18 protein-coding genes are annotated in these 16,557 nt (G+C 68.7%); 8 read left to right on the top strand and 10 right to left on the bottom strand.

The features are described 5' to 3' along the window. The first annotated feature begins 15 nt into the window (after positions 1-15). Together DPM12_RS04910 and DPM12_RS04905 are read left to right on the top strand one after the other, a co-directional pair. A complete protein-coding gene (locus tag DPM12_RS04910) occupies positions 16-768 on the top strand; it encodes an electron transfer flavoprotein subunit beta/FixA family protein (protein WP_211658450.1) in 753 nt (250 codons plus the stop codon). Next, positions 769-1,770 carry an electron transfer flavoprotein subunit alpha/FixB family protein gene (locus DPM12_RS04905; RefSeq protein WP_112257189.1) on the top strand — a complete coding sequence of 334 codons (1,002 nt, stop codon included), beginning with the start codon at positions 769-771 and terminating at the stop codon, positions 1,768-1,770. Between the two features lie 25 nt (positions 1,771-1,795). Here the strand turns inward: DPM12_RS04905 and DPM12_RS04900 are convergent, their stop codons facing one another. The 6 genes from DPM12_RS04900 to zapE all read right to left on the bottom strand — a co-directional run bounded on the left by DPM12_RS04900 (position 1,796) and on the right by zapE (position 8,335). Next, a complete protein-coding gene (locus DPM12_RS04900; protein ID WP_158542745.1) occupies positions 1,796-2,623 on the bottom strand; it encodes an IclR family transcriptional regulator in 828 nt (275 codons plus the stop codon). A gap of 60 nt (positions 2,624-2,683) precedes the next feature. Continuing rightward, positions 2,684-3,943: an ABC transporter permease gene (locus DPM12_RS04895; RefSeq protein ID WP_112257187.1), complete on the bottom strand. Its 1,260-nt coding sequence runs from the start codon at positions 3,941-3,943 to the stop codon at positions 2,684-2,686. Further along, positions 3,931-5,160 carry an ABC transporter permease gene (locus DPM12_RS04890; protein WP_112257186.1) on the bottom strand — a complete coding sequence of 410 codons (1,230 nt, stop codon included), beginning with the start codon at positions 5,158-5,160 and terminating at the stop codon, positions 3,931-3,933. The genes DPM12_RS04895 and DPM12_RS04890 overlap by 13 nt, the downstream gene beginning before the upstream one ends. Then, entirely contained in the window at positions 5,157-6,716 is a 1,560-nt protein-coding gene (locus DPM12_RS04885; protein WP_112257185.1) for an ABC transporter ATP-binding protein, read from the bottom strand. Before DPM12_RS04885 ends, DPM12_RS04890 begins: the two co-directional genes overlap by 4 nt. Positions 6,717-6,728: 12 nt before the next feature. Then, positions 6,729-7,811 carry a BMP family lipoprotein gene (locus DPM12_RS04880; protein WP_112257184.1) on the bottom strand — a complete coding sequence of 361 codons (1,083 nt, stop codon included), beginning with the start codon at positions 7,809-7,811 and terminating at the stop codon, positions 6,729-6,731. A 161-nt stretch (positions 7,812-7,972) separates the two neighbouring features. Continuing rightward, on the bottom strand, positions 7,973-8,335 hold the full coding sequence (zapE, locus tag DPM12_RS04875) for an AFG1/ZapE family ATPase (protein WP_211658447.1): 363 nt from the start codon (positions 8,333-8,335) through the stop codon (positions 7,973-7,975). Between the two features lie 53 nt (positions 8,336-8,388). Here zapE and DPM12_RS04870 point away from each other — a divergent pair, with 53 nt between their 5' ends. After that, positions 8,389-9,264, top strand: coding sequence for a dihydrofolate reductase family protein (locus DPM12_RS04870; RefSeq protein WP_245951212.1), 876 nt, complete (start codon positions 8,389-8,391; stop codon positions 9,262-9,264). A gap of 137 nt (positions 9,265-9,401) precedes the next feature. On the opposite strand, the gene DPM12_RS04865 is transcribed toward DPM12_RS04870, so the two are convergent. Further along, positions 9,402-9,833: a barstar family protein gene (locus tag DPM12_RS04865; RefSeq protein ID WP_158542743.1), complete on the bottom strand. Its 432-nt coding sequence runs from the start codon at positions 9,831-9,833 to the stop codon at positions 9,402-9,404. 193 nt (positions 9,834-10,026) lie between these two features. After that, on the bottom strand, positions 10,027-11,112 hold the full coding sequence (locus tag DPM12_RS04860) for an ATP-dependent DNA ligase (protein WP_112257469.1): 1,086 nt from the start codon (positions 11,110-11,112) through the stop codon (positions 10,027-10,029). A 102-nt stretch (positions 11,113-11,214) separates the two neighbouring features. Between DPM12_RS04860 and DPM12_RS04855 the strand changes: the two genes are divergently transcribed. The 5 genes from DPM12_RS04855 to DPM12_RS04835 all read left to right on the top strand — a co-directional run bounded on the left by DPM12_RS04855 (position 11,215) and on the right by DPM12_RS04835 (position 14,276). Continuing rightward, on the top strand, positions 11,215-11,757 hold the full coding sequence (locus DPM12_RS04855) for a hypothetical protein (protein ID WP_112257181.1): 543 nt from the start codon (positions 11,215-11,217) through the stop codon (positions 11,755-11,757). Beyond that, positions 11,754-12,818: a non-homologous end-joining DNA ligase gene (gene ligD, locus DPM12_RS04850; RefSeq protein ID WP_245951203.1), complete on the top strand. Its 1,065-nt coding sequence runs from the start codon at positions 11,754-11,756 to the stop codon at positions 12,816-12,818. Before DPM12_RS04855 ends, ligD begins: the two co-directional genes overlap by 4 nt. Before the next feature lie 128 nt (positions 12,819-12,946). Next, the gene (msrB, locus tag DPM12_RS04845; RefSeq protein WP_112257179.1) at positions 12,947-13,351 is read left to right on the top strand and encodes a peptide-methionine (R)-S-oxide reductase MsrB; all 405 of its coding nucleotides are present in this window, start codon (positions 12,947-12,949) and stop codon (positions 13,349-13,351) included. A 71-nt stretch (positions 13,352-13,422) separates the two neighbouring features. After that, positions 13,423-13,815, top strand: a complete 393-nt coding sequence (locus DPM12_RS04840; RefSeq protein WP_211658443.1) for a winged helix-turn-helix domain-containing protein — start codon at positions 13,423-13,425, stop codon at positions 13,813-13,815. Between the two features lie 2 nt (positions 13,816-13,817). Further along, positions 13,818-14,276 (top strand): GNAT family N-acetyltransferase, encoded by a 459-nt coding sequence (locus DPM12_RS04835; RefSeq protein ID WP_112257178.1) that lies wholly within the window; start codon positions 13,818-13,820, stop codon positions 14,274-14,276. Here DPM12_RS04835 and hemQ read toward each other — a convergent pair. Both hemQ and hemG read right to left on the bottom strand, forming a co-directional pair. Next, entirely contained in the window at positions 14,260-14,964 is a 705-nt protein-coding gene (hemQ, locus tag DPM12_RS04830; RefSeq protein WP_112257177.1) for a hydrogen peroxide-dependent heme synthase, read from the bottom strand. The genes DPM12_RS04835 and hemQ overlap by 17 nt on opposite strands. After that, positions 14,961-16,427: a protoporphyrinogen oxidase gene (gene hemG / locus DPM12_RS04825; RefSeq protein ID WP_112257176.1), complete on the bottom strand. Its 1,467-nt coding sequence runs from the start codon at positions 16,425-16,427 to the stop codon at positions 14,961-14,963. Before hemG ends, hemQ begins: the two co-directional genes overlap by 4 nt. Positions 16,428-16,557 lie beyond the last annotated feature (130 nt).

The raw sequence follows: 16,557 nt of genomic DNA, 5'->3' as shown, positions 1-16,557 counted from the left end.
AACATCCTCGTCTGCGTGAAACGCGTTCGCGCGTCGGGTGGCACGCCGCAGCTGAGCGCCGACGGCGGCGGCGTCGACACCCGCAACCTCGCCTTCACCGTCGGGCCGCACGAGGAGTGCGCCGTCGAGGAGGCGATCCGCATCGCCGGTGATGCGGGCGGCCGCGTCACCGTGCTGACCGCCGGCCCGCCCGAGGCCGACGAGCAACTCCGATACGCCATCTCGATGGGAGCCGACCACGGCGTACTCGTCGACACCGGCGACACCGAACTCGACCCCCAGGCCACGGCGGCGGCTCTCGCCGACGCGATCCGGACCCTCGAGGCCGACGGGGCGACGTTCGACCTGATCATGTTCGGCAACGAATCTCCGGATGCCGGCCACTACCAGGTGGGCATCCGGGTGGCGTGTGCCCTGAGCCGCGCGATGGTCGGCGGCGTCAAGGGCATCGATATCGACCAGGCGGACGGCCGGGCCAGGTTCCGGCGCGAGGTTCCCGCCGGGGTTGAGGTCTACGAGGCCGCACTGCCGGCAGCCGTCGGCGTCAAGGAGGGCCTGAACCTGCCGCGCTATCCGAGCATGCGCGGGCGCCTGCGGGCCCGCAAGGCCGAGGTGCGCGGCATCCAGCCCGAGGTGGCGCCGGGCACGCTGCGACGGATCCGGCTGCGCCACCCCGAGGAGGCAGGTACGCAGACGGTCGTCCTCGGTCACGGCGCCGACGCCGCTCCCGCCGTCGTCGACCTGCTCGAAGAGCTGGAGGTGGTCTGAATGCACGCGCTCGTAATGATCGAGCTGGACGGTGACGGCGTGTCCGCGTCGTCGCGGGAGACGCTGACCCTGGCGCACCGGCTGGCTGGTGAGCTGGGCGAGGCAGTGGAGGCAGTGGTGTTCGGCGACGGCGGCCGGGCCGCGGAGTCCGGCGGGCTCGCCGTGTCCCGGCTGCACCAGCTCGATCATCCGATGCTCGCCACCTACTCCCCCGAGCTGTGGGGCGAGTCGCTGCACCAGCTCATCGCCCGCCTGCAGCCGTCGATCGTGCTCGGTCCGGGATCGGATCGCGGGCTGGAGGTGATGGCGCAGGCGGCTGCACGTGCCGATGCACCTCTGGTGGCGAACTGTACGACGATCTCGCTGGATCGCCGCGCGAACGGCGACCCGCCCACCTGGACCCTCACCCGGGCTCGCCAGGGAGGTCTGCTCCTCGAAGACGCCGCGGTAACGGCGCCGACCACGTTCGCGTCCACCGCCGCCGGGGCCGTGGAAGCGGCCTCGCTGGGCAGCCTGAGAGAGGTGCCGGTGGAATCGTTCACGCCGGAGCTCGACGGCGTCGTACACACCCAGCTTGTCGATGAGACCACGCAGGACAGCGGTGTGACCCTGGCCACCGCCCGGATCGTGGTGTCCGGCGGACGCGGCGTGGGCAGTGCCGAAGGCTTCGAGCCGCTGGAGGAGCTCGCCAAGCTGACCGGCGGGGCCGTCGGGTGCTCGCGGGTGGCCACGAACAACGGGTGGCGCCCGCACAGCGATCAGGTGGGCCAGACCGGCACCAAGATCAGCCCGGATCTGTACATCGCGTGCGGCATCAGCGGCGCCACGCAGCACTGGGTCGGGTGCATGAACTCCAAGGCGATCCTGGCCATCAACACCGACCCGGAGGCGCCCCTGCTGACCCGCGCCACCTACGGCGTGATCGGCGACGTCGGCGAGGTGGTCCCGGCCATCGTCGACGAGATCCACCGCCGGACGCTGGGCAACCGCCAGAGCGCCTAGAGGTGGGTGCCCGATACCCGCCCGATCACTGATCGCTGGTCTCGTCGGACTCCGAGGTGTCCGGGTAGTCGGTGAGGTCGGTGTGCCCGAAGCCGGCCGAGGCCAGCTCGGCGGCTTCGCGGACCACGGGTGCCGAGGCGGCCAACTGCTCGCGATCGAGCCGGTAGGACGGCCCGGACAGCCCGATCGCGGCGACGACCGAGCCGTCGGTGCTGTAGACGGGGGATGCGGCGGCGCTCAGTTCGTCCTCGAACTCCTCGTAGGTGGTGGCGTAGGCGTGCGCGCGCACCCGCTCGATCTCTTCGCGTAGCTGCTGCGGATCGAGGATGGTGTAGTCGGTATAGCGTTCGTGTGGCCCGGCGATGATCTCCTCGCGTTCTTCCTCACCGAGGTAGGCGAGCAAGACCTTGCCTGGAGCCGTGCAGTGCAGCGGGGTGCGCCTGCCCAGCCAGCTGCGGCTGGCCACGGTGGACGTCGACAGGATCTGGTCGATCGTGACCGATTCGTTGGCCTCGAGCACCGACAGCGTGACGGTTTCCTCGCTGTTCTGGGCGAGCCACTCGCAGCCCACCTGAGCTTGCCGGGTGACGTCGTGCTCGACGGTGACCGCGTGGGCGAGATGCACGAGTCCGAAGCCCAGCCGGTACTTGCCTGTGTGCAGGTTCCGTTCGGCGAGCCCGCGGCTCTCTAGCGTGTTGAGCAGCCGAAATGCCGTCGATTTGTGAACGCCGAGGGCGTTGCCGACATCGGTGACACCGGCCCACTCGTCGCGAGCCAACAACTCCAGGATGGCAATCGCGCGCTCGACGGACTGGATGTGACCGGCATTCCGGCCGTTGCTGGTTGACTCCACGCGCAAAGAGTCTAACGAGCTGGCCACCGTGACCGGTGACCCGGTTTCCGGCGCGTTGCCTCACGTCTTGATATAAGGCTGTCCGCTGGCCGCGGGTGGTCGCACCCGGCCCACCAGGCCGGCCACGGCGATGATGGTGACGACGTAGGGCGCCATCAACATGAACTCGCTGGGGATCGGCGTGCCGATGATGCCGAGCACGCTCTGCAGATTGTTGACGAACCCGAACAGCAAGGCGGCGAAAACGGCACCGATCGGATTCCACCGGCCCAGGATCATGGCAGCGAGGGCGATGAAGCCCTGCCCCGCCGTCATCTCGCGGCTGAACAACCCGGACAGGCCGAGCGTAAAGTACGCGCCTCCCAGGCCGGCCACGGCACCCCCGATCAGGACGTTGCGGAACCGGACGGCATTCACCTGGATCCCGGCCGTGTCGGCCGCCTCCGGATGCTCACCGACGGCACGTACACGCAGGCCCCACCGGCTCCGGAACAGCGCCACGTACAGCACGGCCACCGTCACGTACATGATGTACACGATCACCGTCTGGTCGAACAGCACCGGACCGATCACGGGGATGTCACCCAGGATGGGAATCTTCATGCTCAGGAACCGTCCCGGTGAGTTCCACGTCTCGGGATTGGGACTGAGCAGGCGGCCGAACATGAAGCTCGTCAGCCCGATGACGAGCACGTTCAGCACGACCCCCACGATGATCTGGTTGACGTAGTACCGGACGGTGAACACCGCCAGCAGATATGCGACGAGCAGCCCCGCCAGTGGCGCTGCCACGAGCCCCGCCCAGACGCTGGTGGTGAGCGACGCCACCACGCCGGACAGGAACGCACCGCCGAGGAGCTGCCCTTCGATCGCGATGTTGATGACCCCGGAACGTTCGCACACCAGCCCGCACAGCGCGCCGAAGATGAGCGGGACCGACAGGGCGAGCGCGCCCTGCAGCAGTGCGGGCAGCGAGATCTGTGCCCCGGCGACCGACCACGTGAGGAACGCCAGAACGAAGGCGACACCGAATGTGATGGACAGCCAGATCGGTACCCGTCTCCCCCGCGCGACGAGCGTGAATGACCAGCCGGCGAGCGCGAGGCAGGCGATACCCAGCAGGATGCCGACCAGACGGGACGGCAGGGCAAGCGGCTCGAACTGGACCAGGTCGCCGCCCGTCGACACGCCGAACGTGCTGTGCTCGCCGGGTGGTGCGAGGAGGCCGAAGACGACCAGAGCGACGGCACCGAGCACGGTCAACGTGATCGGTGTTCTCCAGCTGCGGGTCAGCACGCGCGCGGTACTCACGACTCCCACCCCTTCGACGCGGTGGCCACCGGTTCCTTCGCGCGTACCCGGATCCGGAAGATCGCCCGGATCAGCGGCGGCGCGGCGATGAACAGCACGATGAGTGCCTGTACGACGAGGACCAGGTCGATGGGCGTGCCGGTGCGCGCCTGCATGGTGACACCGCCGGCTCGCAGCGCGCCGAACAGGATCCCGGCCGCGACGGTTCCCCAGGGGTTGGCCCGGCCAAGCAGCGCGACGGTGATCGCGTCGAAGCCGAGGCCGCCGGATATCCCGGTGTTCAGGTGCCGCTCGGTGCCCAGCGCCAGCGACGCGCCGGCCAGCCCGGCCAGCATGCCGGCGAGCACGAAGACGACGACGTAGGTACCGGCCACCGACATCCCGGCGGTGTGCGCGGCATTCGGGTTGTTGCCCACGGCGCGCAGCCGGAATCCCAGCGTGCTGCGGCTGAGCAGCCACCAGATGATGGCAGCCGCCAGGATGGCGAGCAGGAATCCGGCGTGCACGCGGGTGCTCTCGACCAGGCGGGGCAGCTGGGCGGATTCGTCGACGAACGGGCTGATCGGGTCCTGGCGGCCCGGCCGCTGGAACGCGACGGTCCCCAGCAGGTAGGCCAGCAGGAACGCAGCGATGTTGTTCAGCATGATCGTGACGATGACCTCGTGCGCGCCCGTCTTCGCCTTGAGCACGCCAACGATTCCCGCCCAGATCGCGCCTCCGACGATGCCCGCCACCACGGCAGCGGTGACGTGCACGATGATCGGCAGGTCGAAGGCGAATCCCGCGTAGCCCGCGAAGATGGCGCCCAGGATGATCTGGCCTTCGGCGCCGATGTTGAACAGCCCGGCGCGAAACGCGATGGCAACGGCCAGCCCGGCGGCGATCAGCGGGGTCGCGTTCGTCAGCGTCTCACCGAACGGGCGCAGCGCCCGGCCCACCGTGTATTCGCTGACGTCGATCAGTGATCCGGTGAAGAGCGCGGCGTATGCGTCGCCGACCGAGCTCCACGTGGCGCTGAACAGGTCGCCCGGGCGGGCGAAGAAATACCCGGCCGCGTCCTGTACCCGCGGATCCGAGATGGCGACCAGCACGGCGCCGATGACCAGAGCGAGGACGACGGACAGCAGCGTGACCATGATGTTCCCGGTGGTCAGCTCCTGCCAGAACCGTTGCCCGGCCGATGGGCCCTTCTCTTCCGGGGGCGTGTCTTCCCGCGTCTCAGTCATGGTGCTCCGCGATCATCGGGGCGGGCGCTGGCCTCGGCCTTGGCGTCTTCGGGTGCCAACCCCGCCATCATCAGGCCCAGCACGTCGCGGTTGGTGTCGCCGGGGACGATGCCGATGACCCTGCCCCGGCACATCACCAGGATCCGGTCGGCGAGCGCGCTGACCTCGTCGAGTTCGGTCGACACGATGAGCACCGCCGTTCCCCGATCGCGTTCGGCGACCATCCGGCTGTGCACGAACTCGATCGAACCGACGTCGAGCCCCCGGGTGGGCTGGGCAGCGATCAGCAGCTTGAGCGGGCGGGACAGCTCGCGGGCAACGACGAGCTTCTGCTGGTTTCCTCCGGACAGGGTGCCGGCCAGCGTGTTGATGCTGTCGGTGCGGATGTCGAACTCGCGGACCTGCTGGCGCGCGTTGTCACGCATGACAGCCGGCTTCATCCGCGGCCCGGCCGCGAAGGGTGGCTGATCGTACAGGTCGAGGATCAGGTTCTCGGCCACCGTGAACTGGCCGACCAGGCCGTCGACCTTGCGGTCTTCCGGAATGAACCCGACACCCGCGTGCAGCACCTGGCGCACCGACATGCCGAGCAGCTCCGTGCCGTTGCTCCCATCCAGCCGTGCCGATCCGGTCACCCGTTCTTGCAGGCCAAGGATCGCCTCGACCAGCTCGGTCTGGCCGTTGCCCTGAACACCGGCGACGGCCAAGATCTCCCCGGCACGGACGTCGAAGGACACGTCGTCGACGACCACCTGCTCCCGGCCGTCGACGACGGTGAGCCCGTCGACCTGGAGGACGTGATCGCCTGGTTCGCCGGCGCCACGGTCGGCCATGAGGCTCACCGCCCGCCCGACCATCATCGACGCCAGCTCGTTCTCGCTGGAGTCGGGTGATGCTTCGCCCACGACCGCACCGAGACGGATCACCGTGATGCGGTCGGCGACCGCCTTCATCTCGCGCAGCTTGTGCGTGATGAAAACGATCGACGTGCCGGCCGCTTTCAGCTGGCGCATGATGTCGATCAGTTCGTCGGTCTCCTGGGGAGTGAGCACCGCCGTCGGCTCGTCCAGGATCAGCACCCGGGCGTCGCGGACGAGCGCCTTGATGATCTCGACGCGCTGCTGCACGCCGACGGGTAGATCCTCGACCACGGCGTCGGGGTCGACGTCGAAGCCGTAGCGTTCGGAGACCTCGCGCACCTGCTCCCGGGCGGCGGCCAGGTCGAGGAACCCGGGGCCGTAGGTCTGCTCGGCCCCGAGCATGACATTCTCCGCCACGGTGAAGACCGGAACGAGCATGAAGTGCTGGTGCACCATGCCGATGCCCGCCGCCATCGCGTCGTTCGGGCTGGTCAGCGCGAGCTCGCGGTCGTCGACCGAGATGGTTCCGCCGTCCGGTTCGAGCAGGCCGTAGAGCACGTTCATCAACGTGCTCTTGCCAGCGCCGTTCTCACCGAGCAGGCCGTGGATCTCGCTTGGCAAGACGGTGAGGTCAATGCCGTCGTTCGCGACGACCGGCCCGAACCTCTTCGTGATCCCTCGGAGTTCGAGCTTCACGGACGTTGCTGCCTAGAACGCGGCGTCGGACTCGACGGTCAGCTCACCGGAGATGATCTGCTCGCGCAGCTCCTCGACCTCCGACTTGAGCTCGTCGGACAGTTCGTCCTCGTAGTCGTAGTACGGCGAGAGTCCCACACCGTCGTTCTCCAGCGTCCCGACGAACGGCTCGTTCGAGAACTCGCCGGCCGCCGCGGCGCTCGCCGCCTCCTCGACGGCGACGGAGATGCCCTTCTCCACGCTGGTCAGCATGAGATCCGAGTACTCGGGAGCGGCCTCGTAACCGTCGACGTCGACCCAGATCACCACCGAGTCGCCATCGTCACGGGCGGCGATGGCTGCCTGCTCGCCCAGCGGACCCGCCACCGGGAGCAGCACGTCGGCGCCGGCATCGATCAAATTCTCGCTGATCTGCAACGCGAGGGTGGTGTCGCTGAAGTCGCCGACGAACTGGCCGTCCTGCTCTTCCTTGTCCCAGCCGACCACCTCGACGTCCTCGTCCTTGACCTCGTTGTAGTGCTGAACGCCGTCCCAGAAGCCGTCCATGAAGATGGTGACCGTCGGGATGTTGGCCCCGCCCCAGGTGCCGACCGTGCCCGTCTCCGTGTAGCCCGCGGCAACGTAGCCCGCGAGGAAGGCAGCTTCGTGCGTGTTGAAGACCAGCGGCTTGACGTTGTCGATCTCCTCCTCGTAGATGAAGTCGACGATGGCGAACTGCTCGTCCGGGTTGTCCTCGGCGAACTGTTGCGTGGCATCAGCCAGGGCGAATCCCACCGTGACGATCAGGCCACAGTCCTGGTCCACCATGCTGCGCAGGTTCGGTTCGAAATCCGACGGGGAGTTCGACTCGGCAAGGCTGGGGTCCTCGTTGATCACGCCCGCGTCGACGGCGTTTTGCAGGCCATTCCACGCGGATTCGTTGAACGACTTGTCGTCCACGCCGCCCTCGTCGGTGACCATGCAGGCCTCGAAGTCCGCGCCTTCCTCCTCGCCGTTGGTGGCGGTGTCGTTCTCCTCGTCGGGCGCCTCACCACAGGCCGTGGCGACGAGCGCGAGTCCTCCAAGTGCTGCGGCGAATCGAAAACGTCTCTTCACGGTCGTCCTCCAGGCCGGTGATGTTCAGCGTCTTGATAGAGCGTCTTGATAGTGAGTCTTCTCATAAGGCAGGCCACGAAGACTATATCGAGTCAGCCCCGCTCGTCAGGGGCGAAAGTCCACGATATCGAGCTGTAACCAACCAGTAACCGGTGCCGGCCTCACGGGTGCCGCCGGGCGAGCGCGACGAGGCGGCCCGTGGCGCGATAGTACGTCGTGCGATAGCCGCCAGTCAGCAATTCCGGTGCGCAGAGCTTGTCCAGCGAAACGCCGCTGACCTGCACGGGGATAGTGCGGTCGGACAGGCGGCCGGCCAGGACCGCCAGCCGGAGCGCCACGCTCTGATCATCGACGGGTCGCAGCCCACGGAGAAACACCGACGGGACACCGCCGAACAGCGGGCCGTGCTGCGACAAATGAACCGCCTCCAGATGACGGCACAAGGCGTCGAAATCGTCGAGCGTGGCATCGTCGTCGGCACAATGTGCCAGCTCGGAGAGCGTGTCGTCGCCGTACGGTTCCACCGGCGCACGAGCTGGTCGGGGCGCTCCAGGACAGTCTGATGGAATAGTTGATCGTGCAGCTCATCTACCCGCCACCGACCCCGCCCGGCGCCTCGTCGTCGGGATACGCGGGCTCCCCCGCACCCGTTGATGTGGGCGAGCCTGCCGACCTCGGCCGCGCCGATCTCCACCACCCCGTTCACCGCCAGGCCGACCTCGACGGCGACACGGCGCTGGCTCGCCTCTACGCCTTCCCGCAACCGCTCGATGACGGTGTCTGGATCCGCGGCAACATGGTGAGCAGCATCGACGGTGCCGCACAGGGACCCGACGGGCGTTCCGGAACGCTGTCCAATCCCGCTGACCAACGGCTGCTCGGTGTCCTGCGGGCGCTGGCCGACGTCGTGCTCGTCGGCGCCGGGACGGCGCGGGCCGAACACTATGGTCCGGTGGAGCCGCATCCCATCCTGACGGACATGCGAGCCCGCTACGGGCAGCCGCCGGCCGCACCGATGGCCGTGGTGAGTCGTCGCCTGGAGCTGCATCCGTCGTCGCCGCTGTTCACGCACGCGTGCCAGATGACCGGTGCCGAGCAGCGCACCATGGTGTTCACGGTTGATGCCTCGCCGGTGGAGCGACGCTCGGCGCTGGCCGAGGTCGCTGATGTGATCATCGCCGGGGATGCCGACATCGATGTGAAGGCGGTGCGGGAGCACTTGGCTACGCGCGGGCTACGCCGGGTGCTGTGCGAGGGCGGGCCGCAGCTGCTGGCGCATGTGGTGCGGGCGGGGCATCTCGACGAGCTGTGTTTCACCATGACGCCCGCGTTGACCGGTGGCTATGCGACCCACATCCTCGACGGCGAGCCGATCATCGGCAGTGATTGGCAGCTCGCACACATCATCGAAGACGCGAGCACGCTGTTCACCCGCTGGCTCGCCCGGGCGTAGCCGCAGCGCGGCCGGGGCGCGGGCAGCGGGCAGCAAGCGCCGGGCCCACTTGTTGGCTCTGCGGAACGTCCAGAGCAGGATGCGGGCCGCTGGACGTTCCGCAGAGCCAACAAGTGCCCTCTCGAACTCGGCCGCGATCACGCCTGCTCGAACGGCACCGGCGTCGCCCCTGCGCTCGACCACCGGCGGGCTGCCAGCTCGATCACGTGCCGCGCTCCAGCGAGCACGACATGGAACGGGACCGCGGGCCGGTCCCACCATTCGCCGAGTTCGACCGGCTGGGCCCATTCCTCAGCCGCAGATTCGAGCGACCGGGCTAGCCATCCAAGCGGCTCGTCGCCGGCATCGGCGAGGACCTGGTCCGGCTCGGTGATGGTCACGACGTAGCCCTCGCCGGCGGGCAGCGTCTCCAGTTCGGCGATGCACTCGTTGAACGCATCCTCGTTCTCACCGAAGTACAGCGGGAACTGAAGCGCTGCTGCGAACTCATCGAAGAGTCCCTGAAGCGTGTGCATCTTGCGACCGCGGACAGTCCGGGCGGTCAGGCCAGACTCAACCCAGCCGATCATCGCCGATCCAATCACCTGATGATCACCTGGGAGCAGAAGCGGCCGAAAGTCTGCGTCGACCCTCAACAGTACCCCGACGTCGCTCATCCGCTCGGGCCCCGAACGAAACATGAGACACAAGCCGTAACACGCCTTCTCGGGCGGTACCACGTCTGCAGACGTGTTATCGCCCGAGAAAACGTACCAAACATGATCATTCTGTGGAGGTGGGTTGTGTGCCGAGGACCTGGGCGATGTCGTAGCTGACCGGTTCTTCCAGCTGTTCGTACGTGCAGCTTTTCGGGTCCCGGTCGGTCCGCCAGCGGCGGAACTGGGCGGTGTGCCGCAGCCGCGTGCCTTGCATGTGGTCATAGGCCACCTCGACCACGAGCTCGGGGCGCAGCGGCTCCCACGAGAGGTCCTTGCCGGCGTTCCAGCGGCTCTGGTTGCCGGGCAGCCGCGCGCCCTCGTGCGCCTCGGCGCGTGCCCAGTCGGCCCAGGGGTGCTCGGCCAGGGCGCCGGCGTCCATCCGGTACGGGGCGAGCTCCTCCACCAGCTCGGCCCGCCGTTTCATCGGGAACGCCGAGCTGACACCGATGAACTGCAACGTTCCCGCGTCGTCGTACAAGCCCAGCAGCAGGGATCCGACCACGCCGCCGCTCTTGTGCCAGCGGAAGCCGGCGACGACGCAGTCGGCCGTGCGGTCGTGCTTGACCTTGACGAGGGTGCGCTCCCCCGGCCGGTACGGATCGTTCAGTCCTTTCGCGATCAGCCCGTCCAGTCCCGCCCCTTCGAACTGGTCGAACCAGCGTCGCGCCTCGGTCTCGTCGGTTGTGGCCTGGGCCAGATGGACCGGTGGCCCGGCATCGGCGAGCGCCCCCACGAGCGCTTCGCGGCGCTGCTCGAACGGGTGTTCCATGCTGTTGACGTCGCCCAGGGCGAGCAGGTCGAACGCCAGGAAGCTCGCGGGCGTGCGTTCGGCGAGCTCCCGCACGCGCGAGTCGGCAGGGTGGATCCGATCCAGCAGGCGTTCGAAATCCAGGTGGTCACCGGTGACGATGATGATCTCGCCGTCGACGACGCACCGTGGCGGCAGGTGCTCCCGAGCCGCCTCCACCACCTCGGGAAAGTACCTGGTCATGGGCCGTTCGTTGCGGCTGCCTATCTCGACCTCGTCGCCGTCGCGGAAGATGATCGAGCGGAAACCGTCCCACTTGCCTTCGTAGTGCATCCCCGAGGGGATCTTCTTCGCGGACTTCGCCAGCATTGGCGCCACGGGCGGCATCACGGGTAACTGCATGGTTTCATCTTCACCCATCTGGACCGATTTGGTGTCACCATGACATATGAATCCTTCGATCGACGGTACGCGACGTTCCGTCGGCACCCTCGGAGGTGTGCCATGTCGTACAAGGTTGTCGTTCTGGTCGAGCAGCCGGTCACCAGCTGGGATGCCCGGCAGATCGTCGCGCTGCACGCTGACGTCCCCGATACCGTCCACTACTACGTCCTCATCCCCGTCGAAGACGCCGCCACCCGCGTGGAAGCGACCATCGGTTCGCTGGCTGCCAGCGAGGTCATGGGCACGGCCGCGCTGTACCTGGACGAGGAAGACCTCGAACGGGTCCACCACGAGATCCGCGAGGCCAGCCGGCAAGCACTCGACACCTCCGTGACCGCGTTCGGCGATCAGGGGGTACGGGTGACCGGCGAGATCACGGCGGCCGATCCCCTGGAACGGCTCGCGTCGCTCGTCGACGAGTGTGGCGCGGCCGAGGTCATCATCCTCACCCGCCCGCATCTGGTGGCGGAGTTCTTTCACGTCGACTGGACCAACCGCGCTCGGCGTAAGCTCAAGGTGCCGGTCCTGCACCTGCTCGCCCAGTCCGAGCCAGACTGGGAGTCAGAGGCCCGGCATCACCAGGAAGGGAATGCGGAATTGTGAACGAGCCCGCCTTCGTCGACGCGGCCGGCCGGTCGGTGCGTGTCTCCAATCCGGACAAGATCTATTTTGCCGAGCGCGGTTTCACCAAGCTCGACGTCGTCGAGTACTTCGTCAGCGTCGGTGACGGCATTCTGGGAGCGTTGCGGGAGCGGCCCACGACGCTCGAGCGCTGGCCGGCCGGGGTGTTCGACGGCGCCCGGTTGTCGACGCGCCAGGACAACCGGGGGGACGCGTTCTACCAGAAGCGCATCCCCAAGGGTGCGCCGTCGTGGGTGGAGACGGCCCGGATCGCGTTTCCCAGCGGCCGGTTCGCTGACGAAGTGTGCCCCACCGAGCTGGCCGTTGTCGCGTGGGCGGCCAACCTGGGAACGCTGACGTTTCACCCGTGGCCGGTGCGCCGCGCCGACGTCGATCGGCCGGATCAGATGCGTATCGACCTCGATCCCCAGCCGGGCACGGATTTCGCCGACGCCGTGCGTGTCGCCGGCGAGGCCCGGGCCCTGCTACACGAGCTGGACATGGACGCCTTCCCCAAGACGTCCGGCGGGCGTGGCCTGCACCTGTACGTGCCGATCGAGCCGCGCTGGGAGTTCACCGAGGTGCGCCGGGCGCTCATCGCGTACGGGCGGGAGCTGGAACGGCGGATGCCGTCGCAGGTCACGATGTCGTGGTGGAAGGAGGACCGGGGCGAGAAGGTGTTCGTCGATTACAACCAGATGGCGCGGGACCGCACCATCGCCTCGGCGTACTCGGTGCGCCCCAACCCGCGCGCCACGGTGTCGGCGCCCGTGCGCTGGGACGAGCTCGGCGATGTCGAACCCGACGACTTCGACATCGCCACCATGCCGGCCCGCTTCACCGAGCTCGGTGACCTGCACGCGTCCCTGGAGGCGCGGGCGTACTCGATCGAGCCACTGCTGGAGATGGCCGACCGTGACGAGCACGACGGCGAGCCCGCCGAGCTGCCCTATCCCCCGGATTATCCGAAGATGCCCGGCGAGCCGCCGCGGGTCCAGCCCAGCCGCGCCAGGGGAGCGACGGGCGCCGAGAGCTCGCCGTGACCCGGCGGAGCCGGGCTCGACGGCTGCCGGCCTGACCCTCGGCGGCCACATCGGCGAGATGGATGTGGCCGCCGGTTCCCTGCTCGCCAGACCGCCCTTCTACGGCGCGGGCGTCGTAGTCTCGCAGTATGTCCTACGAGGTGGAGAAGAGCGACGCGGAATGGCGCGCGCAACTGTCGGCTGATGAGTACTACGTCCTGCGCCAGGCGGGTACCGAGGCTCCGGGGTCGAGCCCGCTGGAGCATCTGGACGACGGCTCGTACATCTACCAGTGCCGGGCGTGCGGTGCCGAGCTGTTCCACAGCGAGACCAAGTTCAACGCGCGCTGTGGCTGGCCCACCTTCTATGCCCCGCTCGCCGAAGACCGGGTGGAATACCACGAGGACCGCAGCATGGGCCAGGTTCGCACGGAGGTGCGGTGCGCGCGCTGCGGCTCGCATCTCGGTCACGTGTTCCGAGGTGAGGGCTTTCCGACACCGACCGACGAGCGGTACTGCATCAACGGTGTGGCGCTGCGCCGCGTGGAACCGTAGCGATTCTTCTAGATCCACTAGACGCGTGACCTGCTTGTTCGCCCATGTCGGTTCGGCTACGATCGTTCGGCATGTTGCATGAGGAGGGGGTCCCCCACCACGTCGCGGCCGAGCTTCACGATCCGGTCGTGCGGGAGTTGCGCCACGCCGATGTCATGGCCATGCGTGCTACCGCTGCGGCCCTGGACAGCGTCAGTGTCGAGCCGCCGGTTTCGGTGCACATCCCGGAGTTCGATCCCGATGTGCGCAGCACCGAGTACACCTACAAGAGGCTGGCCGAGCACCTGGCGGCCCGCATCGAGGCCCGCGACCTGCCACCGGGCCGCCGCCTGCCCAGTGAACGTGACCTCGCGGCAGAGTACGGCGTCTCGCTGGGCACCATCCGGCGGGTCCGGACCGAGCTGGAGAAACGACAGCTCGTGATCACCTTGCCTGCCAAGGGCACCTTCGTCCGGATCCGGTGAGCATGACCGACCAGCCGCGCCTGCACGTCGCCACGCCCGGCCAGCTCGACGTCCCCACGCTCTACGCGCTGCTGGCGTTGCGCGTCGACGTGTTCGTCGTCGAGCAGCAGTGCCCCTACTCCGAGCTCGACGGGCGCGATCTCGAACCGGGCGCCCTGCACCTCTGGTTCGACCACGACGACTCACCGGTTGCCTACCTGCGCCTGCTCACCGACCCGGACGGCACGTGCCGCATCGGCCGGGTGCTCGTGCTGCCGGCCGCACGCGGAACCGGGCTCGCCGGGCAGCTCATGGACGCCGCCCTGGCGCGAGTGGGCCAGCGCCGGTGCGTGCTGCACGCGCAGTCCCACCTGGTCGAGTTCTACCGCAGGTACGGCTTCTCCCCCACCGGCCCGGAGTTCCTCGACGACGGCATCCCGCATGTCCCGATGGCGCGGGCGGCCGTCACGGCAGGGAGTTGACGAGCTCTTCCACCGGCACCCGGCGCCCGGTGTAGAACGGCACCTCCTCGCGCACGTGGCGCCTGGCGGACGAGCCGCGCAGGTGCCGCATGAGGTCGACGATGCGGTACAGCTCGTCGGCCTCGAACGCGAGCATCCACTCGTAGTCCCCCAGGGCGAACGCCGGAACCGTGTTGGCTCGTACGTCCGGGTAGTCGCGCGCCATCTGCCCGTGCTCCACCAGCATCTGGCGGCGTTCCTCGTCCGGCAGCAGGTACCACTCGTAGGAGCGCACGAACGGGTACACGCACACGTACGCCCGCGGCTCCTCGCCGGCCAGGAACGCGGGAACGTGGCTCTTGTTGAACTCGGCCGGACGGTGCAAGGCGGCCTGCGACCACACCGCTTCGAGGTAGCGCCCGAAGCCGCTGCGCCGGAAACGCTGGTAGGCCAGCTGGAGCTCGTCGATGGTGGGCCCGTGCCACCAGATCATGAGATCTGCGTCGGCCCGCAGCCCGGCGACGTCGTACGTGCCCCGAACCACCACGTCCTTGGTGGCCAGCTCGTCGACGAGCCCGTCGACGCCAGCCACCAGCGGGGCGCGGTCGATGTCGCCGAGTGGTTCACGCAGGCGGAACACCGACCACATGGTGTACCGAATGACCTCGTTCAGATCACGCGCCTTCGGGCGCGCTGGCTGCTCGCTCATGTTCCGATCCTGACACGACTGCTGCGCACGTCGTCAGCCACCCGTCGTGCCGCTGCCCCGGCCGTGCCGACGCACGCGGCGATGCCCACGCCGTCGTATGCGGCGCCGCACACGTCTAGGCCAGGCAGCTGCGAGACGCCCGCGCGGATGCGTTCCACGCGCTGCACGTGGCCCACGGTGTACTGCGGCACCGCTCCACCCCAGCGGGTGACCCGGGAATCGATCGGGCGGCCCCGCACCCCCACCGCGTCATGCAGGTCAGCCAGCACGGCGTCGACGAGCTCGGTGTCGTCGCGCTGGAGGGTGGCGGCGTCGCGGTGCCGTCCGATGGACGCGCGCAGTACCACGAGGTCTCCGGCCCGTTGGCCCAGCCAGGGCCACTTCACCGACGAGTAGGTCACGGCCTTGATGGTCCTGCCCTCGGCCGGCGGGACCAGGAAACCCGACGACGCGGGCGGTTCGGGGAAGGCCGACTGCGGCAACGCGAGCGTGACGACGGCCATGCTCGCCGACTCGATACCGTCCAGCTCGGCGGCGGTGGCGTCGGCGTGGCCGCGCAGCAGCCGCGCTGCCGGCACGGGTGGCACGGCGAGGATCACGGCGTCGGCGTGAAAGATGTCGGGCGCCGGGACCGGTCCGGTCACCAGCCGCCAGCCGGTGCCGTCACGCTGGAGTTCGCGGACAGTCACGCCGGTGCGCACGTCTGCTTCGGCCGCGCGCGCCACCGCCTCCGGGAGCCGGCCGACGCCGCCGTCAATCCCCGCGAAGACCGGGCCGTCGGGCGCCGGGGCCGACTCGCGCACGCTCTGCACCGCCTCGCGCAAGGTGGGATGCTGCCGTGCCGCCGCACCCAGCGCCGGGACGGTCGCGTCCAGGGACAGCTCGTCGGCATGGCCCGCGTATACGCCTCCGAGCAGCGGTTCGACTAGGCGTTGCACGACGGCCCGTCCCATGCGTGATGCGACCAGCCGGCCGATGGAGACGTCGGCCTCGATGGGCATCCCGGGGACGGCGGCGTCGTCGGTACCGGCCACGGTGGCCACCTCGGCGCCGGTCAGCAGGCCGGAGAGGGCCACCGGATCGGCGGGAACCCCCATGACGGTGCTCGCCGGCATCGGATGAATCGACCCGCGGCTCCAGATTCCGGCGCCAACCGGTGCGGGATGGACGAGATCGTCGCCGAGACCGACATCACGGGCGAGGTCCACGGCTTCGGGCCGGCGTGCCAGGACGGACTCGGCGCCCTCGTCGACCGGCAGGCCGGCGACGTCGGACACCCGCAGGTGCCCACCCAGCATGCGGCGCTGTTCGAAGAGCGTGATCTCGGCCTGATCGCCCTCCCAGGCTTGATCAGCATGCCCGTCCTGACCGGCATGCCCGGCGAGTTCACGCCGCAGCGACCACGCCGCCGCGAGACCGCTGATCCCGCCGCCGATCACCGCCACCCGCGGCGCCCGCGTCATCGGCTTCACCCTCCCGTAGCCCGATCGTAATCATGCCGCCTGCAACCATCGGCTCGGCCCTTCCGTCCGAACAGACAGAAAGCGGACGGGCCCGAACCGCATACCGATCCATGGCAGATATCCACCGCGT

Source organism: Phytoactinopolyspora halophila, from assembly GCF_003287285.1.
GTDB lineage: Bacteria > Actinomycetota > Actinomycetes > Jiangellales > Jiangellaceae > Phytoactinopolyspora_A > Phytoactinopolyspora_A halophila.
This window is presented reverse-complemented; position numbering and strand designations above follow the sequence as displayed.